The sequence below is a fragment of the Alkalimonas sp. NCh-2 genome, assembly GCF_039631345.1.
Taxonomy (GTDB): domain Bacteria; phylum Pseudomonadota; class Gammaproteobacteria; order Enterobacterales; family Alteromonadaceae; genus Alkalimonas; species Alkalimonas mucilaginosa.
Genome location: NZ_JBDIUV010000006.1, coordinates 168,323 through 188,280, shown reverse-complemented (window position 1 = coordinate 188,280; position 19,958 = coordinate 168,323). Strand labels below are relative to the sequence as shown.

21 protein-coding genes are annotated in these 19,958 nt (G+C 50.4%); 17 read left to right on the top strand and 4 right to left on the bottom strand.

What is annotated here, in order from left to right; genetic code table 11:
- Nucleotides 1-206: 206 nt before the first annotated feature.
- The 8 genes from ABC502_RS15275 (at nt 207) to ABC502_RS15240 (ending at nt 6,647) form a co-directional block, all read left to right on the top strand.
- A complete protein-coding gene (locus ABC502_RS15275; RefSeq protein WP_330087082.1) occupies nt 207-767 on the top strand; it encodes a hypothetical protein in 561 nt (186 codons plus the stop codon).
- 82 nt (nt 768-849) lie between these two features.
- Nucleotides 850-1,344: a hypothetical protein gene (locus tag ABC502_RS15270; protein ID WP_345916508.1), complete on the top strand. Its 495-nt coding sequence runs from the start codon at nt 850-852 to the stop codon at nt 1,342-1,344.
- An 82-nt stretch (nt 1,345-1,426) separates the two neighbouring features.
- Entirely contained in the window at nt 1,427-2,293 is an 867-nt protein-coding gene (locus ABC502_RS15265) for a DUF1444 family protein (protein ID WP_345916506.1), read from the top strand.
- Between the two features lie 199 nt (nt 2,294-2,492).
- Nucleotides 2,493-4,514 (top strand): DUF2075 domain-containing protein, encoded by a 2,022-nt coding sequence (locus tag ABC502_RS15260; protein WP_345916504.1) that lies wholly within the window; start codon nt 2,493-2,495, stop codon nt 4,512-4,514.
- 89 nt (nt 4,515-4,603) lie between these two features.
- The gene (locus ABC502_RS15255) at nt 4,604-4,927 is read left to right on the top strand and encodes a hypothetical protein (protein WP_345916503.1); all 324 of its coding nucleotides are present in this window, start codon (nt 4,604-4,606) and stop codon (nt 4,925-4,927) included.
- An 82-nt stretch (nt 4,928-5,009) separates the two neighbouring features.
- Entirely contained in the window at nt 5,010-5,345 is a 336-nt protein-coding gene (locus ABC502_RS15250) for a 5-carboxymethyl-2-hydroxymuconate Delta-isomerase (protein ID WP_345916501.1), read from the top strand.
- A 170-nt stretch (nt 5,346-5,515) separates the two neighbouring features.
- Nucleotides 5,516-6,049, top strand: coding sequence for a hypothetical protein (locus ABC502_RS15245; RefSeq protein ID WP_345916499.1), 534 nt, complete (start codon nt 5,516-5,518; stop codon nt 6,047-6,049).
- Nucleotides 6,050-6,410: 361 nt separating this feature from the next.
- On the top strand, nt 6,411-6,647 hold the full coding sequence (locus tag ABC502_RS15240) for a hypothetical protein (protein ID WP_330087078.1): 237 nt from the start codon (nt 6,411-6,413) through the stop codon (nt 6,645-6,647).
- 73 nt (nt 6,648-6,720) lie between these two features.
- Here ABC502_RS15240 and ABC502_RS15235 read toward each other — a convergent pair whose 3' ends face one another.
- The gene (locus tag ABC502_RS15235) at nt 6,721-7,320 is read right to left on the bottom strand and encodes a hypothetical protein (RefSeq protein WP_345916498.1); all 600 of its coding nucleotides are present in this window, start codon (nt 7,318-7,320) and stop codon (nt 6,721-6,723) included.
- 82 nt (nt 7,321-7,402) lie between these two features.
- On the opposite strand from ABC502_RS15235, the gene ABC502_RS15230 reads away from it, so the two are divergent.
- The 4 genes from ABC502_RS15230 to ABC502_RS15215 all read left to right on the top strand — a co-directional run bounded on the left by ABC502_RS15230 (nt 7,403) and on the right by ABC502_RS15215 (nt 12,664).
- Nucleotides 7,403-8,278, top strand: a complete 876-nt coding sequence (locus tag ABC502_RS15230) for a hypothetical protein (RefSeq protein ID WP_345916497.1) — start codon at nt 7,403-7,405, stop codon at nt 8,276-8,278.
- Between the two features lie 208 nt (nt 8,279-8,486).
- Entirely contained in the window at nt 8,487-10,016 is a 1,530-nt protein-coding gene (gene gndA / locus ABC502_RS15225; RefSeq protein ID WP_345916496.1) for an NADP-dependent phosphogluconate dehydrogenase, read from the top strand.
- Entirely contained in the window at nt 10,016-11,203 is a 1,188-nt protein-coding gene (gene purT / locus ABC502_RS15220; protein ID WP_330087074.1) for a formate-dependent phosphoribosylglycinamide formyltransferase, read from the top strand. The genes gndA and purT overlap by 1 nt, the downstream gene beginning before the upstream one ends.
- 111 nt (nt 11,204-11,314) lie before the next feature.
- Nucleotides 11,315-12,664 (top strand): MFS transporter, encoded by a 1,350-nt coding sequence (locus ABC502_RS15215; RefSeq protein ID WP_345916495.1) that lies wholly within the window; start codon nt 11,315-11,317, stop codon nt 12,662-12,664.
- Nucleotides 12,665-12,698: 34 nt separating this feature from the next.
- Here ABC502_RS15215 and ABC502_RS15210 read toward each other — a convergent pair whose 3' ends face one another.
- Both ABC502_RS15210 and ABC502_RS15205 read right to left on the bottom strand, forming a co-directional pair.
- A complete protein-coding gene (locus ABC502_RS15210; RefSeq protein ID WP_345916493.1) occupies nt 12,699-14,270 on the bottom strand; it encodes a leucyl aminopeptidase in 1,572 nt (523 codons plus the stop codon).
- 77 nt (nt 14,271-14,347) lie between these two features.
- Nucleotides 14,348-15,136, bottom strand: a complete 789-nt coding sequence (locus ABC502_RS15205) for a glycerophosphodiester phosphodiesterase (protein ID WP_345916492.1) — start codon at nt 15,134-15,136, stop codon at nt 14,348-14,350.
- Nucleotides 15,137-15,257: 121 nt separating this feature from the next.
- Here ABC502_RS15205 and ABC502_RS15200 point away from each other — a divergent pair, with 121 nt between their 5' ends.
- The 4 genes from ABC502_RS15200 to ABC502_RS15185 are packed head-to-tail and all read left to right on the top strand — an operon-like array spanning nt 15,258 to nt 19,337.
- Entirely contained in the window at nt 15,258-16,877 is a 1,620-nt protein-coding gene (locus ABC502_RS15200) for a PQQ-dependent sugar dehydrogenase (RefSeq protein WP_345916491.1), read from the top strand.
- Between the two features lie 13 nt (nt 16,878-16,890).
- Nucleotides 16,891-17,370: an ATP-dependent zinc protease gene (locus ABC502_RS15195; RefSeq protein ID WP_330087069.1), complete on the top strand. Its 480-nt coding sequence runs from the start codon at nt 16,891-16,893 to the stop codon at nt 17,368-17,370.
- Nucleotides 17,367-18,272, top strand: a complete 906-nt coding sequence (rimK, locus tag ABC502_RS15190; protein WP_330087068.1) for a 30S ribosomal protein S6--L-glutamate ligase — start codon at nt 17,367-17,369, stop codon at nt 18,270-18,272. Before ABC502_RS15195 ends, rimK begins: the two co-directional genes overlap by 4 nt.
- Nucleotides 18,273-19,337: a succinylglutamate desuccinylase/aspartoacylase family protein gene (locus ABC502_RS15185; protein ID WP_330087067.1), complete on the top strand. Its 1,065-nt coding sequence runs from the start codon at nt 18,273-18,275 to the stop codon at nt 19,335-19,337.
- Between the two features lie 29 nt (nt 19,338-19,366).
- On the opposite strand, the gene ABC502_RS15180 is transcribed toward ABC502_RS15185, so the two are convergent.
- The gene (locus ABC502_RS15180; RefSeq protein WP_345916489.1) at nt 19,367-19,489 is read right to left on the bottom strand and encodes a hypothetical protein; all 123 of its coding nucleotides are present in this window, start codon (nt 19,487-19,489) and stop codon (nt 19,367-19,369) included.
- Between the two features lie 50 nt (nt 19,490-19,539).
- Here ABC502_RS15180 and msrB point away from each other — a divergent pair, with 50 nt between their 5' ends.
- Nucleotides 19,540-19,929, top strand: a complete 390-nt coding sequence (msrB, locus tag ABC502_RS15175) for a peptide-methionine (R)-S-oxide reductase MsrB (RefSeq protein ID WP_330087066.1) — start codon at nt 19,540-19,542, stop codon at nt 19,927-19,929.
- The last annotated feature ends 29 nt before the right edge of the window (nt 19,930-19,958 follow it).

Genomic DNA, 19,958 nt, shown 5'->3' with positions numbered 1-19,958 from the left:
CAGCAGCAAGTGGAGTACTGCTTTTGTTGCGCCAGCCCCTTAAGTCATAAAAAACTGTAAATAAGCTGTTCCCTTAAAAAACAAATTCCATTAGCATCAGTGATACCAACAATGAAGTGAACCGGCCCGTTCAACAGGCGTTTAGCTATCACTGAACAACGTGCTGGATAAAACAGTAAGATGTTAGGCATCAACAGGATTTACACATGGAACCTGACAGAATTTACTTCAAGGACAATCCCTGGCCAGAAGGCCATCCAATTAAAGCGTTCTCATGGTCGGCGAAAGTGGTGGGTGAAGATGTGTGGTTCGATCTGCATCTTAAATCAGCCGATTATTATGCGGAGCGCGACATAGAAGATGATGAGGATGTCGACTATACATCTGACTGGGCGGCCCCGATCGTCTGGGGTAATTATCACTCATGCACACTGTCTTCCAATTATTGGCACGATGGTGGATTTAGAGTATGCACCGTCGCCGAATATACACCGGAGCTGCTGGATGGTCTTGAGGTACTAGTTGATCCGAACCCCGAAACCATAAAGGACTGGGATGACCTTGCATTTCATATCTACCTGCTTGGCCATGATGCGGTCGGCAAGCACCGGATCAGGTTTGAGCGGATCGGCAAGTCTATGCAATTCAAGATTAGGTGGTTGGGTGCGATTGCCCAGGCCTATGTGGGCGACTATGAGTTCAGGCACGAGTTTACAGCCTTGGTAGCTGCAGCAGAGTTTCCAGAGCTATCCAGCAAAAATGAATAACAAATTACTGCATGCGGGAAAATTACTCGCTAAGCTCCCGATTTTCTGGTGAGCAAGGTGCTATACAACTTAAGGATGATTTGTGAAAATCTGGCGAAATGGAAAAACAGAAAAGATCTCTCTCTTTAAATCTATTTTCCTGCATATTTGGCTGGTTCCTGCGGTTCCTTTAGGCGTCTATGCTTTTGCTTTTTATATAGATGCTCGAGGCAATCGTTGGGGAGCGGAAAAGGAATATTTCCTACTCTCTATTTTAAATATCGAACAGTCGTTTACAGTATTATCACTCTCAGGCGTAGGATGCTTACTGTGGCTGCTAACTATCAAAGCTTTAACTATGCCTGTTTTTGTCCTTTCCAAAGAAAAACTGACGCTTTATAGCTATGGCTTTTTTCCTGATCACTTAGCACTTGCATCTCTAGCTGAAATTAGGCCTTATAATCTTGGCCCTATTGGCACTCTGATTGATTTCAAATCAAACGTAGGTACAAACTTCAGAGAGTTTGCTTTTCTTGCAAAGATAAATAAAGACGTCTTACAAGAATTTGTTGGTGAGCATGGTGTTAGAATTGTATAAAAAGATATCGAGGTCTGGTCCGGTGTGCGCTTTGAGCGTAACAATATGATCACATGTATTGCGAGCTTTGAAGGGGGAAGAAATGAAAAATATCATTGCAGCAGTGACTTTAGTTTTTTTCGTCACAACTTTGAATGCTGCTGAGCTTATCTCGAAGTTAGACTTCACAATGCGATACGTAGCGAAGGTTGAAGCAACTTATCCTGGTGTCAAAGGTCAAATAGTTGGTCCGCTCGAAATCAGCTTTACACGCAACGATGGTACAGAGTCAAAAGCATTCTTAGAAAACGCCTACATTCAATACTCAAATGAACCATATGCCTTAGATGAAACTATCAGCAAGTATGTAGACTCCTTGCAATCACTTTATGTGCCTGATGAGTTGGAAATAAAACAGGTGGTCGAGAATATATACCCTATTATAAAAAATAGAAAATACATCACCGAAATTCAACGACTGCAAGATAATTTTGACAGCGATGAAAAAACGGGACAATTTCCTTATTACTACGAACAATTAAATCCAGAACTTGTTGTCTTATATGCGTTCGACTCAGAGAAATCTATGAGCCTAGCTCAACTAAAAGATATCGAAGCTCTTGGAATCCATCCAAGTCAGTTGAGAAAAATCGCGGCAGAAAACCTGAGCCGTTATCTTCCTCCAATACAGAGACAAGGCGATGAAACGCTATCTATGTTAATCGCGGACGGGAATTACGAAGCGTCATTACTATTGTTGGATGATATTTGGACGAAAGACAACTTTAGTGTCAGAGGTGAAATAGTTGTCTTCGTACCATCGCGCGATATCATACTAGTAACAGGTTCAGATGATAGAGAGGGACTTCGAAAGGCCCAGGAAATAATTCGAAATAACGAATGGTCTTATTTTATTTCAGAGATTGCGTATGTACGGAAAAATCATAGTTGGGTCCTGCTTGAGCCCTAACACATATGAGCCTGTGCGACACGAAGTCGTGCAATGAAGCTGTTCCGCCAGGATTGGACGGAACCACCCGTATCACCGGGTGAACCTACGAGCCTGAATAAAGAAGCGGCTCGGACAACGTAACGAAGCACCTCTGGGTCCGGGACGCAAATCGTGAGAGGCGTATCCCTATCCCGATTAGGCATTTTAAAGGGACGTAATGACGGCATACTTTTCATCAACTGTTAGCTCTTTCATCAAAATTCCCGAGAATGAAATTTCGGCTGCTTTGCATGCCAAATACGCCGCCGATGGCTTTTCTTCGCAATACACGACTCAGACTGAAGCCTGGAATATAACTATTCCAATACTTCAAAGAGAGTTTAAATCGCTGCTGCAGATGAGTCCAAATGCGGCTGAATGGGTTGTATTACTCGAGTATCCCCTTTACAGGTTGCGACGTCGTATAGATGTCTTGATCTTATGTCCGGCCGCGATTGTCGTTGTAGAATTAAAGGTTGGAGAGACAAGCTTTCGATCCTTAGATCGACGGCAAGTCGAAGAATATGCTCTCGACCTGAGAGATTTTCATGCTAAAAGCAGGGGGCTATGTTTGTTGCCAGTGCTTTGGTGTACGGAGGCGGACATCACATCATATCTTCCAAAGATCAATGCAGGGGAAGTTACAGAAGTGTGTGTCGTTGGCAGGTACGGCTTAGCTGGATTTCTGACCCAGCTAAGCCGTATTGCCTCTACAAAACACTATGAAGTTCATGAATGGGAGGCTGGTCAATATCGGCCTGTACCTAACGTTGTTGAAGCTGCGACGACTCTTTTTGCGGGGCATGGAGTTCGTGAAATCGCTCAAGCCGACGCAACGAATCTTGATGCGTCAGCGAGGCGCGTGGTCGAAATTATTCAAGAATCGAAACAAAACCAACGCCGGTCAATAATTTTTGTTGCGGGTGTTCCCGGTTCAGGTAAAACGCTCGCTGGATTACAGGTAGTTCACGGTGCAGTGGAGTCAGGAGCCGAAGACAAGGGGGATATTGTTTATCTCTCTGGAAATACGCCGTTAGTGGTGGTCCTACGCGAGGCGCTAGCACGCGATGAAGCACGACGCAGAAAGGCGAGGGGTGAAAAGCCTCAGCTTGCTGAGGCGAGGAGTTCGGTACGAACCCGAATCCAGCACATAATTGACTTCCTAAGAGAATACTTAACGAACGATGATGGATCTGCTCCTCATGAACACGTTATAGTTTTCGACGAGGCTCAACGCGCTTGGGACGAGGAGTACGGACGAAAAAAATTTGGGCGAGCAGCATCTGAGCCTAGCTTGCTACTAGACATAATGGGACGGCATCCCGATTGGTGTTCAATAGTTGCACTGGTCGGCGGAGGGCAAGAAATCAATACCGGAGAGAACGGAATCGCAGAGTGGGGCAAAGCATTGCGAGGCTTATCCCCGACCGAACTTGCGGATTGGCGCGTGTATGGTCCGCCAAACTTTGTTGAAGGATCCGCCGCCACTGCCAACCTTGGAGCTGGTCGCCTCCCAGGAGTTGATGGAGTAGTTATAGAGCCTGATTTGGAACTCGCCGTTCCTTTACGCAGCTTTCGTTCGCCGTCATTGAGTCAATGGGTTTCATTAGTCCTCGATGGCGATGCTCCGAAAGCTAAGGCATTGGCAAGTGAACTTGGCGAGTATCCAATCATTATTGTTCGCTCGCCAGATCTCGCCCGACAGTGGCTAAGAGATAGCTCTCGCGGGGAGCGACGATTCGGACTCGTGGCCAGCTCAGGAGCCCGCCGTCTTCGAGCAGAAGGGCTCGGCGTCACCTTAAACGCCACGGATGGTAGTGCTATTGCTCAGTGGTATCTTAATGAGCCCGGAGATGTTCGATCTTCTTTCGCACTAGAAGTCCCTGCCAACGAATATACAACACAAGGACTTGAGCTCGATTTCGTGGGATTGTGCTGGGGTGGAGATTTGATCTGGAATGACGACTCCTGGAAGTGCCGACAATTCCGCGGTAATAGTTGGGCCAATGTAAGTGGTGAGCGCCAGCGCTTTATTAAGAATTCCTACCGGGTCTTAATGACTAGAGGTCGTGAGGGGTTGGTCATATGGGTGCCCTCCGGATCGAAAGAAGACCCTACACGAAATCCAAAGCACTTCGATCGCACGGCCGAGTTTCTGGTGAAATGTGGGGCGCAGCATGAATTGGTCAAAGATGCCTAACAAGCGCTATCAAAAACACGCCCGCTCAGCGCGCAGCTCGCAACAAGTTGCTCGCGTTTGTGGCGGGCGTTATGTCTAAGGAGAATTTAGTGTCAAACGATAGCCCTGTTTATACCGAAATTGCAGCTCTTAAATGGATTGTTGAAGTGCATGAATCAAACGGTGCTTTAGCCTCATGCTCTCGTTGCAGAATGATCTGGCTCATTGTAATGCTTGTTAGCACAGTTTTTGTTGTCGTCGCATATAAGTACCAACTCATTGATACAATTTTCCTATTTTTAGGTGCCGCTTTAGCTGGTGCAGCGTTCATGGCTGCAGGAATGTTTTCGCAAAGTAATGCGAGCATGTCAGTTCTAAGTCAGTATGTTGACATTGAGTCAGTAAAAAAGCGCTTAGATGAGCTGCAAGCATAACATGCACAACGCGCCCGCTGGGCGCTCAGCTCGTAACAAGTTGCTTGTTTTTGCAGCGGGCGTTATATTTTTGGAGTAATTCGTGCCACATTGCATAGTTGAACATTCGGCATCCTTGGATAGTGAGTTGATATTGCCGCTGGTATTCTCAGGAGCCCTGAAGTCAGAGCTATTTGAGACTGATGGGAGTGATATAAAAGTGAGAGCAATTACTTATTACAGCTATGTAACTGGGCCAGAGAAAGCTGATTTTGTGCATGTGGTTGTAAAAATATTGTCAGGTAGAACCCTCGAGCAGAAGCAATTGCTTTCAAAGTCAGTATTAGCTCAACTTCAAAAGCTTGAGCTTCAAACTTGCTCTTTAACCGTTGAAGTCGTGGATATTGAACGAGCCAGCTATGCAAAGTTGGTTAGTTAGACAGTACAAGCAAAATAACTCTTCCGCCGGGGTCTGAGCTTGGGGCTGCCGACCCTGGCAGTACGATTAGGGTTATGCAAATGAACTACCGCGTACGTGATCCGTATCCACGGTGCTGTGGGAGGAGAGGTGCTGTGAAGTGTCTCCCGATCCCGAATATGAGTAATGACATGAAACAGTTAGCAACGATAGTTTTGCTCATATTCTTTTCTTGGCCTGCATTTTCATGCTCTGCCAGGATGCACGGCGCTATGTTAAGTCATGAAGAGCTTATTGATACAACGGATACCATTGTGTTGGCTGAACTAGTTGATACTGCCATGTTGTCCTATTTCAGGACTATTGAGGTAATAAAAGGCCAGCCACCAGTTGAGTTTCAGTGGGTAAAGTTTAGAGCGAGGCAATCGCACATCGTGAATGACTTTGATCAACACCGTTCACCAGAGTTTTGGAGCCAAGAGGCATATCGAGCTCCGTATCCAAATGGGAGCTGCTCACCATCATTAACATTTACTACTGGTGAACGGTACTTAATTTTTGTCGAATCACCAGGACATGGGCACTCGGCGGAAATCATAAAGAGTGAGAGTGATCTGTGGTATCTTTTTGTGAAAGAAAGGGTAGCTCATAAACAAGTAAAGGCTGCCGATGCTGAACAGCGCGCAGTTGCTTTGAGTTTTAGGCAATTCCATGACCATTTTTGAAGATGATATCGAGCGCTGGATAAAGGAAAACTATACGGACGTAATCCGAGCAAAACAGGCATTGGAACCTGTACTTACCATTGAAACCGCAATCAGCATCGGATGGAAAGCCTGCAGACATGGCGTACTGGATTGGAAAGCGTATTGCTGAGGCTTATTACCATCATTCTGAGGACAAAAGCCAAGCCATACGTGAGCTTGTGGGGTTTTCCGATGCCCATCAAATACTCAACAAAAGCCGCTATGGAGAAAGTTTTTGATGGAGGATTGCGTCCGCAGGTGTGCCACCGTTTCACAGGCTGTGTCGCGGGCGGCAGCTATCGTAGCGTCGTTAGTCTGCAACATACAGTCGCGGTTTGAAATGAAAAGCGTTGTTGTTATCTTTTCTTTGGTGTTTGGAACAAGCGTATACGGACAAGCACGCTCTATAACCGCAAATTTACCTATCGAGTTTGTTCCTGCTGGATATGTTGTTCTCGAACAAATTCAGGGCGATCTGAATAATGACAACCAACAGGATTACGTTTTAATTATCAAGGATATGGAGAAGGCTAACTTTGTTATTGATGAGCGGGGTAGGGAATTAGATCGCAATTAGTTTTTGCGCAATCGGATCGATGCAAAGAAGAACTAAGCCTTTAACCCATTGCTTCATCAAAGCCATTTGGACGTTATTGCTGTGGACGATATCTTACTCTGTCGTGGTTTGGAATATCGCAGTACAGTGTGCCACGAATAGCTCGATTCACCTGAATGTTTTGAGAAATACCATTGCGTAACTGATTCTGTGTGGCTGCGACATTGGAGCAGTCACGGTTGTTGAGGCGGCACACTCGTATATTGGCACCATTGTAGGTCAATTCGGTGGTGATACTGCGGGTAGGGCGGCCTTGTTCCGCAAAACTGACTGTTTGTGTGTAATTGCGCAGTAACGAAAAGCCAACCGGCTCGGCGGGATGCCAACTACTGCCATAATAGCCTTCGCCGTTTTGCAGTACGCATTGCACAATGTCACCTGGCCCGGCATTTGCCAGCATAGCTTGATAGCGTTGTTGTTCTTCACGTTCCTGTTCAGCTTTGTGTCTTGCGGCTTCAGCACGCCGGGCATGCTCAGCCTGGTTTAACAGGGCTTGACGCTCGCGTGCATCAAGTTGTTGTTGGGGTGATAGTCGGTTCCATTCATCTTCAGTCATGCCAAGTGGGTAGTTGGCACAAGCTGCAATGAGAGCAAAAGTAACTAGCTGCAAGCTAACCCGCAATAGGCACTGCATGGCATATCCTTGATGAAAAGGTAAGACTCTAATTGCATAATATGTTACATATACCCGCTACGAGTGCAAGGGGAAATATGTTTTGAAAATCATCATACTAGCATTTTTAGTATTCTGCATGGTTATGCTCAGCCCTGCTTCGATGGCTCAAACACGCCAGCAAACACCCTTTGATATAGCCGAACTTTTGGTTCAGGGGGCAAGTGCTGACGAGATCTTTCAGCGAGCTGTTGGCTCAACTATTCGGGTTGAACCCGAGTACCTTGGGGTGCGATTTTACAATACCAACACCAATACAGAACTGGCAAATGATGACATTCGTGTTTTGATGGGCCCGTTACGTCAGGATGGAGCCTATCAAGTCATCGAGATAGCGCTTGCCTTGTCAAGCAACCGTTTGGGTCTCAACCAAAGCCAACTTGAACAATTAGTCGATGCTGCCTTTATTGCAACAATGCGACGACCGCCAGAGTATATCTCAATTGAGTTTTATGATACCCGTGTTGGTCCTGCTGGCACGGGCGGTGGGTCATCAGGTCGTGTACCCGATGCTTTGTATAGCGAAGCTGGAGTGAAAGTCACAGACTCTCAGTCTGAATCATTCCATCAAGCCATACAAGAAAGTCACGAACTGGTGGCAAGCCTGTTGCCAGTTGCTGAAGACGAGCTTCGAAACCTGCTGCGTGCTTTGGATATTAAGATCGAACGGCGGGATGGGTATATTGCTTTGCCTGCGATGGCTGCCGCCCGCTCAAAAGATGGGCTGGAGCATATTCTTAATGCAAAGCGGACAGAGCTGGAAGTTCAATTTGGTGTTTCTCATATTGAACATATTGATTGGCGTATGTCTGAGCCCAGCCCTGGCGTCTATTTCATGATAGAGGTTGGCTATTATGTGGGGCCAGCGGCTACTTTGCGGGAACTTGAGCGCGAAATGGACGGGGTGTTCTACCGTTAACCATAGAGAGGCGTGATAGACGTTAGCAGGCACAGGGGTACCATTGAGAGTGGCCTTGTGGTGCGGTAGAAAGCTGCCAAAGTACAGGAAAAGCAACCTCAAGGGTCAATGGCAGCTGTCAAAAGATCCGACACAAGACGGAGACTGCATTTATGGCGTGAACTTGCTATACTTCGCGCCGATTTCTCCGGTTGAAACAGGACCTCTCATGTCAGAACCAGTCATTCACTGCGATATCGGCTTCGTTGGAGCCGGCGTTATGGGCAAAAACCTTATTCTTAATCTGGCCGATAACGGTTATCGGGTGGCCGCTTTCGATCTGGATCATCAGCGGCTGGAGGCTTTGCTGGCGCAGGACGCTGCTGAGCGTGGCGACCAGCCAGCGCGGGTGGTTGCATGTAGCTCGTATACTGAACTGCTAGGGCGCCTGACGGCTCCGCACCTTATTGTCTTGTCGGTGCCAGCAGGTAAGCCAGTCGATGATATTTGCCATAAACTGATTGATGCCGGCATCCAGGCCGACGATATTGTGGTTGATACCGGCAACAGCCTTTGGACCGATACGGTAGAACGGGAAAAGTCCTACGAAGGGAAATTTATCTTCTTCAGTACTGCGGTGTCTGGTGGGGAGGAAGGAGCTCGCTTTGGCCCTTCACTGATGCCAAGTGGCGATCCCTACGCCTGGACCCGCATCAAACCCGTGTGGCAGGCCATTGCTGCCAAAGTCGATCCGGTGAGCGGTAAACCAATTGAGCGCAAAGTACCTGGTCAACCGGTGCAGGAAGGCGAACCTTGTGCCAGTTACATAGGCCCGACGGGCTCTGGCCATTATGTCAAAATGGTGCACAACGGTATTGAATACGCGGATATGCAATTAATTTGCGAAGCCTACCAGGTGATGCGCGATCAATTGGATATGAATCCGCAGGAAATAGCCCGGGTATTTAAAGGCTGGAATCAGGGCATTTTAAACAGTTACCTGATGGAAATCAGTGCAGAGGTACTGGCGACAGCGGATTCCGAAACTGGTTTGCCGCTGGTGGATGTGATCCTGGATAAAGCCGGCCAAAAGGGCACCGGCCTTTGGACGGCGGTTAGCAGCCTGCAGTTGGGCAGCCCAGCGCCGAGCATTGCTGAAGCGGTCTATGCCCGTTCGTTGTCGGCGTTAAAAGCCGAGCGGGTGAAAGCTTCCAGCGTATTAGCGGGGCCAAGCCCGCAGCTACTGGATGAGGCACAAAAGCAAGCAAGGGTGGCAGCGCTGCACGATGCGCTGTACTGCGCCAAAGTTTGTGTCTATGCCCAGGGCTTTCACCTGATGAAAACCGCCGCAGCCGAACAAGGCTGGGAACTGAATTTTGCCGAGATCGCCAAAATTTGGCGGGCAGGCTGCATTATCCGGGCAGTATTTTTGCAGTCGATTACCAAAGCCTACCAGCGCAATGAAGAGCTGGATAATCTGTTGGTGGATCCATTTTTTGCCAAGCAAATCTCCAGTTTTCAGCAGCACTGGCGTCAGGCGGTTGCCAATGCAACCTTGGCCGGCATTCCGGTGCCTGCCCTAAGCTCAGCCCTGAGTTATTACGATGCGTACCGTACTGCGGTCTTGCCGGCCAACTTGCTGCAGGGCCAGCGTGACTTTTTTGGGGCTCATACCTTTGAGCGCACCGATCAGCCCAAAGGCAAAACTTTCCATGTTCTGTGGAGCGAGCAGGGCCGGCCAATGACGAGGATCAAATAATGAATACAACCATTGGAACACCCGGTAGTTGCAGTGCTACCAAAGTACTGCTGCTTGGAAGTGGTGAGTTGGGTAAAGAGCTGTGTATTGAATTAAAACGTTATGGCTGCGAAGTCATTGCCGTGGATCGCTACCCGAATGCCCCGGCCATGCAGGTGGCAGACAAAGCGGTGGTGATATCCATGCTGAACAATGCCGCCTTGCGGCAGCTGGTGATCAAAGAAAAGCCTACTTTTATTGTGCCTGAACTTGAAGCCATTGCTACCACCGAGTTGTTGGAACTGGAGCAGGCTGGTTTTACCGTGGTACCCAGCGCCCGGGCCGCTAATTTAACTATGAACCGTGAAGGGATCCGGCGTTTAGCGGCCGAAGAGCTGCAACTGCCTACGTCGGCTTATCGTTTTGCCCAGGACAGAGCCAGCTTTGAAGCCGCGGTAGCCGCTATTGGTTACCCTTGTGTGGTCAAGCCTATCATGTCCTCTTCCGGTAAGGGACAGACGGTGTTGCAAAGTGCAGAGGATCTGGATGCTGCCTGGGACTATGCGCAAGAAGGCGGCCGGGCCGGCAAAGGGCATGTCATTGTTGAGGGCTTTGTTGATTTTGATTACGAAATCACATTGCTCACCGTGCAATCGGTAGCTGGTATTCAGTTTTGTGCACCTATCGGCCATCGCCAGGAAGATGGCGACTACCGCGAAAGCTGGCAGCCGCAGGCCATGTCCGCAGCTGCGTTGGAAAAATCGCAACAGTTTGCCAGCCAGATAGTGCAGGCATTGGGGGGCAACGGCATTTTTGGCGTTGAACTTTTTATTAAAGACGAACAGGTGTGGTTCAGTGAAGTCTCGCCGCGTCCGCACGATACCGGCTTGGTAACCCTGATTTCGCAGCAATACAGTGAGTTTGCCTTGCATGCCAGAGCTATTTTAGGCTTGCCTATTCCTCAGATCCGCCAGTATGGCCCGGCTGCGTCTGCAGTGCTGCTGGTAGAGGGACAGAGTGACGATATTCGATACCAGGGCTTACAGGAAGCACTGGCTAAGCCGGATACCGAGCTACGCTTATTCGGCAAGCCGGAAGTACAGGGCAAGCGCCGAATGGGGGTGGCGCTGGCGCTGGATGAGAGCATTGAAGCGGCGGTAAACAAAGCCAAGGCCAGTGCAGCAAGCATTCGGACAGAGCTACGTTAAGGCCGTTATCTTTTGGCTTGAGCCTGTCGTTGTTGAAACGGCGGTAGCGACATGATTTCCAGCTCACTTTCATGCTAGAGTGAGCTGGACACATCATCATCTGAGTGCTTTATGACACCCCAACAGCTGGCACCGAAGCGGGAAATCTTTGGCTGGGCGATGTTTGATTTCGCCAATCAGGCATACACTTTGCTTATTATTACCGTGATCTACGGCGATCTCTTTACCCGCATTGTGGTTGGGGATGCACCGGATTACCGTATGGGCAACTTGCTATGGAGTGTGTCGCTGGCCATCAGCTACCTGTTGGTGGTACTGACCAACCCGATTTGCGGTGCTGTGATGGATTATTCAGCCAGCCGCAAACGCTTTTTGTTTATCAGTTACCTGCTCACTGTTGGCGCCACTGCTTTGCTGTTTTTGGTAGAACCAGGCTGGATAGTGCCAGCTATGCTACTGATTATTATCTCTAATTTTGCTTACGCCATTGGTGAAGGCTTTATTGCCAGCTTTCTGACTGACTTAGGGCCACGTAAAGCTTTGGGCTGGATCTCTGGCCTTGGTTGGAGCCTGGGTTATGTTGGTGGTCTTATTGCCACAGCGTTTACCCTGTTTTTCCTCGGAGAGGTCTCGCTGGAGAACTATGCCACTATCCGTTATGTCGGGCCTTTTGCTGCGGTGTTTTTCTTGTTGGCGGCAATCCCTACGTTTTTGTTTGTGCGTGAGCGCGGAAAAAAGCGTGCTTTACCTGAGGGGCAGGGGTTGCTGACTGTCGGCTTGGGGCGGTTAAAGCAAACCTGGCGGCACTTACCTCAGTTTCGCGATCTGCGTACATTGTTGACCTCTGTGTTCTTTGCGATGGCAGGTATTTACATTATCATCGCTTTTTCCTTTATCTACGGCGCTCAGGTGATTGGCTGGGATGAAGAAGTACGGGTTCTGATGTTCGTGACTGTGCAAATCACCGCAGCACTTGGAGCTCTTGGTTTTGGTTTTTTGCAAAGTGCGCTGGGTGCCCGTCTTACCTATGTCTGCACGCTGCTGCTGTGGTTGTTGGCTATTCTGGCCATTTGGCAAACGCCCTGGCTGACCGCCTTGTGCCGGCAATGGTTTCATGTTGATTGGCAGGCACAGTATGTGTTTTTATTTGCCGGTGTGCTGGCCGGAGCTAGTCTGGGGGCCTCGCAATCAGCTGCACGGGCTTTGGTGGGAGTCCTGACACCAAACAGCAAAGCCGCGGAGTTTTTTGGCTTCTGGAGTATGACAACCAAACTGGCGGCTGTGTTTGGCATGGTTGGGCTTGGCCTGATGCAATGGGCCTTTGGCCTGGCCGATGCCATCATTTTTTGCCTGTTGCTTTTTGTGCTGGCGATAGTGGCGGTATTGCCGCTGAATGAAAGCCGGGGCAGCGCAGTGGCAGAAGCCTGGCAAGAAGAAGAGCAGGAGCCACTGGGTGACTGATAAGTGGTATCAGCCACCCAGACAGCAACAGCACTTATTGGTGTTGTGCCTGATACAGCTTAACCCACTCGGTTAGTAACCGCACACCATGGCCGGTGCTGCCTTCCGGGTGAATGCCGCTGGCACTGGCCGTAAAGGCTTCACCTGCCATATCGATATGCACCCAGGGGGTCTCGCCGGCAAAATGCTGCAGGAAAATTGCCCCGGCCTGAGCACCAGGTGAGCCGGTATTGATACGATCGGCTATCCGGCTTCTGACAATGCCTTCATAACCATCCAATGGCAAAGGCCAGACACGCTCTTCGACCAGCTCTCCGGCTTCGCGCAGTGTGTTCTCAATGGCTGCATGCTTGGTAAAGATGGCTGAATAGGCATTGCCAAGAGCGCCAACTTTGGCCCCGGTTAAGGTGGCGATATCGGCGATGACTCTGGCATTTAAGTGCTCACGGGCGTACCAGATGCCATCCGCCAGAATCAACCGGCCTTCGGCATCGGTATTGCCTACCTCAATGGTGGTACCGTCTCCGGCGGTCACGACATCGCCGGGCAAATAGGCATCACCGGAAATCATATTGATTGACAGTGGCACTACGCCAACAACGTGTACGGGGGCTTTTTGGCCTGCCAGCGCTTTAACGGCACCAACCACCGCAGCGCCACCGGCTTTGTCGGTATGCATCCGTAAAATAGAGGCTGCCTGGGTTTTTAAGTTGTAACCACCGGTATCAAAGCTATTGCCTTTACCTACCAGGGCGATTGGTGCTTCATCGTCGGCACCGCGCCAGCGTGCAACCAGTAAATGAGCTTTCATATGGCTGCCCTGACTAACACCATACAAAGAGCCCATACCCAGTGCTTTGACCTGCTCGGGTCCTAAAATCGTGACTTCTACTCCTAATGGCTCCAATACAGTCTTAGCGTAACGGGCAAAAGCTTCCGGGTAGCCATCGCTCCCAGGCAGGTTGGTGAGCTCACGGGCGGTAAATACACCTTGAGCCAGAGCCTGCTTCTGTTCGAACTTAGCACGGGCATCTGTTGCCAGAGCAACTTGCCAGCTGTAGCGTTGAGCAGGGCGGGCGTCCGGTGTGCTTTTGTAGCGGTCAAAACGATAATTGCGCAGCTCAACGCCATGCGACAAGGCTGCAGTGATACGATGATTGTCGTTGGCATTGGCAATTAACTGGCTATGCACATGGACGGTGTCAGCCTGGGTTCCATTCACCCACTGACTTAAACTTGCTCCCATCTCTTCTGCTGAAGCCCGGCTTAGTTCGGCTGCATTGCCAACACCCAGCAGCAGTAGGCGGCCATAGTTCAAACCAACCGGCGCCACAATTTCCAGTTGGGAGCCGGCTTGACCGCTAAAAGCAGCGATGTTGATGGCCCGATTAATATGATTGCGGGTAGCGCGATCCCAGCCTGCTAAACGCAGCTCGCCGGAGTCTTGTGGTACCAGCACTACCAGTAAGTCTGCCTGTTGCAGAGACTCAGTGACATTAAACTGGGTATGAATGTAAGGAGCTGGCGTGACCGCTATGGCCGAATTGCTCAGCAGTGGGCTGGCAGCTAACAGAGTGCTGATACTAAGCGCGAGCAGGGTTTTCATGCTAAACCTCATAGTTATGGTTGGTGGTCGGTAGACTTTGGTAAGTTGTTGTTTTCGACAGCCTATTATCGGAACTTTTACGCGTATTGCAAGCGAAGTGGCTGGTCGGTGAAAATCCAGTCAATGCCGCGATTGGCTTCACGGTTTAGAATTGCCGGGTGATTCACCTGGCCGGTGCCGGTTTGTTTACCAGCCGCTTGCAATTGTTTGAGCACTGCGGTGGACAAAAGGGCAAAAGAACCGGCTACAGCACCATGACCAAGCGCGATGTTCTGACGGATAATCTGTCTGGTGTTGGTTAACGCCACATCGACCAGAGTCGTATGCGGCAAATGACGAAAACCTTCCAGATGATCTGGCTCAAGACTAAGCAGATGAAAGTCTTTAGCCGGCTCCAGTTCTGCCAGCAGTGGTTTGAGACTGCGAACCAGGTCAGGGCGTTCACGCCAGGACTCTTTAATCTCAAGCATCAGATGCAGTTGTCGGCCATAGCGTGCAATGACGTCTTGCAAATGCGGGATGGCTGGCAATTCGCGTTGCAGCACATCAAAACGGGTTTCGGCAATAACCAGATCCGGCCGGCCAAATAAACGGCCACAAGCTGGATCATGATGTACCACCGGCTCACCATCCAGAGTTAAACGAATATCAAGCTCAATGCCCCAGATGCCATGCAGCAGACAGCGGTCGAATGCGGCCAGGGTATTCTCCAGAACATTGTCGCCATGGTTTCCGGTTTGTCCGTGGTGAGCCCCTCGGTGGGCAACCAGCCTGACCATGCTGGGATCTACCCCGGTGCGGCAGCCAGGGCTCAGTCGCCACAAGTGGTTGGCCAGGCTGTTAAGATGATCGGTCCAATCGGTCACGTTCAGGATCCTATGTTGCAGCAGGTGATTGGTTTTACGGTAAAATCATAGCAGTTGCAGTGTTGCTGCACTACTATTAAGGCTTTCAGTTTATTCGATAAGTTGGCTTGGGAGAAACCTGATGTTGATTACTGCAAAGGGCTACAAACTGCTGCTGCATTTTATCTGGACCTTATTGCTGGCGGTGGTGCTCAGCACGCTGGCGCAAACGCAACTGAATTTACTGGCGTTGCAGCAACTGGGTGTTGTTATTCCTGCAAGCGAGCGATGGGCCACCAGTTGGCACGATATCCGTCATTTTGCGCCAGTCTATGCGGCTTTGTTGTCCGTCAGTTATGGCATTTCTCAGGGGGTGGCACTTGGCTTGCGTCGTTTTATTGTCTTGCGCTGGCAGCCGGCTTTATTCGCGCTGGCTGCAGGATCCGGCCTTTGGTGTACCTTGCTGCTGGTGAACGCTGTAGCACCGATGCCTACGCTGATTGCAGCCAGCAGAAGCCTGATGGGCATGCTGGTGTTGTTGCTGATTGCTGCTCTGGCAGGGGCACTTTTTGGCCGGGCAGTTGCAGCTAGATCGTGCCTGCAAAACAGCCGCGGCGGGCCCGCGCGTCCGACATCTACGGCGGTATGGCTGCTACCATGCCTGTTGCTGACAGTGTTAAATACCGAGCCTGCCAGTGCCAATAGCGATTATCGGGTAGATACGGTTGTTCAAGGGCTGGAGCATCCCTGGTCACTGGCTTTCCTTCCAGGTGGCACTATGCTGGTGACAGAGCGCCCGGGACGGCTCCGCCTGGTGCACGCCGATGGCCGGCTGGAGCCAGAACCCATTGCTGGCTTACCGGAGGTGTTTGCCTCGGGCCAGGCCGGGTTATTTGAGGTGTTGCCGGCACAAGACTTTGCCCGCTCGCAACAGATCTTCTTAAGTTATGCCTGTGGCAGCAGACGCGCTAATCATAGCTGCCTGGCGAGTGCCCGTCTGGATCTCAGCCGGCTTGAGCTCACCGGCTTAACCGAGATCTTTCGCAGTTATCCGGCGAAAAGCGGCAATGCGCATTACGGTGGTCGTCTGGTATGGCTGGGTGATGGCAGTATCGTGCTCAGCCTGGGGGATGGTTTTGATTACCGCGAAGAGGCACAACGTTTGACCAGCCATCTTGGCAGCCTGGTTCGTTTGTGGCCAGATGGAACGGTACCTGCAGACAATCCTTTTGCCGCCAAGCGTGGTGCTTTAGCAGAAATCTACAGTTATGGTCATCGAAATGTGCAAGGACTGGTGTATGATAGCGCCAACAATCAGCTGCTAAGTCATGAGCATGGCCCCAGAGGCGGTGACGAACTCAATCGCATCGAACCAGGGCGCAATTATGGCTGGCCAGTCGTTACCCAAGGCATCGATTACACCGGTGCCCGCATCACACCTTTTACCGCCTACCAGGGCATGGAACCTCCGTTGCTGGACTGGACACCTTCGATAGCGCCTTCAGGTCTTGCGCTGTATCAGGGTGATTTATTTCCTCAGTGGCAAGGTGAGCTGTTGGTTGGAGCCTTGGCTGCCCGCCAGGTACAACGGGTGCGATTGACTTCACAAGGCGCTGAGGTGGTGGAGGTATTATTTACCGAGTTACAGGTGCGGTTTCGAGATGTGCGAACCGGGCCGGATGGTGCTGTTTATCTGCTGACCGATGAGCCCCAGGGGCGCCTGCTAAGAGTGGTGCCGGCAGCGTTGCCAGCAATGCAATAGGGAGCAACAACTCTTGAACAAGTCTGATGTAAAAGCCCGGCCAATTGGCTGGCGGGAATGGGTTGCACTGCCAGAGCTGCAGATCCCTGCGATTAAGTGCAAAGTGGATACGGGGGCACGGAGCTCTGCGTTGCATACTTTCTCTGTGGAGCCATTTCAGAAAGAGGGTGAGGAATGGGTGCGTTTTGGGATGCACCCACGGCAACACGATACAGAGCAGGTTGTCTGGTGTGAAGCCAAAGTGCATGACAAACGAGCTGTTACTGATTCGGGCGGGCATACTACCGAACGGTATTTTATTAAAACAGAGGTGGTGGTCGGGCAGCAAAGCTATCCGATTGAAGTTTCTCTGACTAGCCGTGACAGCATGTTATTTCGAATGTTGTTAGGGCGGGAAGCGCTGCGTCACCGTTTTGTGGTGGTGCCGGAAGCGTCTTATTTGCAACCATTGTCACCGATTGAGCAGTGTTCTGAGAAGGTTAAGCCGGTATGAAAATCGCAATATTATCCCGTAATCCCAAGCTGTACTCGACCAGGCGGCTGGTTGAAGCAGCGCAGCAACGTGGTCACGAAGTGCGGGTGATTGATGCGCTGCGTTGTTACATGAACATCACCTCCCATAATCCGGAAATTCATTACAAAGGGGAAGTCCTGACCGGCTTTGATGCAGTGATCCCAAGAATTGGTGCTTCGATTACCTTTTATGGCACGGCTGTATTGCGTCAATTTGAGATGATGAATGTGTATCCACTGAATGAATCGGTTGCCATCAGCCGTTCGCGTGACAAACTGCGTAGCTTGCAGTTGTTATCACGGCGCGGTATTGGCTTGCCGGTCACCAGCTTTGCCCACTCGCCGGATGACATTGAAGATCTGCTCAGTATTGTCGGTGGTGCACCGGCCGTTATCAAACTGCTGGAAGGGACTCAGGGCATAGGGGTGGTGCTGGCAGAAACCAATCAGGCAGCAGAGAGCGTGATCCAGGCATTTATGGGGTTAAAGCAACATATTCTGGTTCAGGAGTTTATTAAAGAAGCGAAGGGCTCTGATATTCGTGCTTTTGTCATTGGTGGCAAGGTGGTGGCGGCCATGAAGCGTCAGGCCAAGGAGGGGGAGTTCCGCTCCAACCTGCATCGTGGCGGGACTGCTCAGTTGTGCCGCATTACGCCGGAAGAACGCGCCACTGCCATTCGGGCGGCAAAAGTGATGGGATTAAACGTCTGCGGGGTTGATTTACTGCGCTCGAATCATGGCCCTGTGGTGATGGAGGTGAATTCGTCTCCTGGCCTGGAAGGCATTGAGGGGGCTTCCGGCAAAGACATTGCTGGCTCTATCATTGACTTTATTGAGAAAAATGCCAAACCCAATCGTACGAAAACCAAGGGACGTGGCTGAATGAGTACACAGGTTCGCAGTCGTAACAGCAGCATTTGCATTGGTGGGATTGAGGTGAGGCCTGGGGAGCGCAAAACCATAGATGTGCGTGGCAGCAAGCTCTATACCCATACACCAGTGATGATGCCGGTACAGGTACTCTGTGGTCGTCAGCAAGGACCTGTGCTCTTTATCAGTGCAGCCATTCATGGTGATGAAATCAATGGAGTCGAGATCATCCGCCGTCTGCTGAAAGTGCCAGCATTAAAGCGTTTAAAAGGAACTTTACTGGCGGTGCCTGTGGTGAACTTGCATGGCTTTATCAACCAAAGCCGCTATCTGCCGGATCGGCGTGACTTAAACCGTAGCTTCCCCGGCTCAAACAAAGGATCCATGGCGGGACGGCTGGCGCGCCTTTTTATGAGTGAAGTGGTAAGCCAGTCAACGCATGGCATTGATCTGCATACAGGTGCTTTGCACCGCTTTAACTTACCACAAATCCGGGCCGATCTGGACGATCCGGAAGCTCTGCGTCTGGCCAAAGCCTTTGGCACCCCGGTGATCCTTAATTCCGAGTTGCGTGAAGGTTCACTGCGGGAAGCCGCAGGTCAAAACAAGATCCCAACCTTGTTGTATGAAGCCGGCGAAGCGTTGCGTTTTGATGAAGTGGCTATTCGCGGTGGGGTTGAGGGCATTTTACGGGTGATGCGGGCGCTTGATATGCTACCGCCATCAAGGCGCCCGCAGCCGAAAGAGCCGGTAATGGCTCGCTCCAGTGCCTGGGTACGAGCACCTCAAAGCGGTATTTTCCGGGCCTTTGTACGTGAAGGAGGCCGGGTGCTGAAAGACCAGACGGTGCTGGGAGTGGTGTCGGATCCTTTTGGCGAGTCGGAGCAGGAAATCCGTGCCCCTTACAGTGGGATTATCATTGGTTTGCTGAAGCTGCCACTGGTGAATGAAGGCGATGCGGTATACCACATTGCTCAGTTTTACCGCACCGATATTGTTGCTGATCGGGTTGAAAGCTATCAGGAAAGTCTGGAAGCGCATGATTATCCATACAGCGACCATGCATTGAATATTTAACCAATAAAAGGGCAAGCTGATGCTATTTGTTATGCCATCAGTCGATGTTGTGACGGGCTGAAGTTATTCAGCGAGCCGGTTTTTTGTGGCGTGATCTGGTGTCGCTGTTGCTCGGTATACTGCTGTTCTGGCTGTTTGCTTTTTATTTGCATCAGTTGTTGATTGGAGCGAAACCTTTCGGTGCTTAATACGGGAGTGAAGTATGAAAAAAAGCGATGCTGAATGGCAACAACAATTAAGCCCGGAACAATACCGGGTAACCCGGCTTAAAGGGACTGAGCTGCCTTTTAGTGGTGAGTTACTCTATCAGGAAGCTAAAGGCAGCTATCATTGCATTTGCTGTGGTACTGCTCTGTTTGATTCAGCGGCCAAGTTTGACGCTGGCTGCGGCTGGCCGTCCTTTTATCAGTCGTTGGCTGACAAAGTACGCTATCAGCATGATCAGAGCCATGGCATGAGCCGCACGGAAATTCTTTGTGCTCAGTGTGATGCCCATCTTGGCCATGTATTTGACGATGGGCCGGCACCAACGGGTCAGCGTTATTGTGTAAACTCGGTCTCTTTGCAGTTTAGTCCTGAAAAAAAGCTGTAACTGTTGTGGTAAGGTTTCAGTTTCTATTA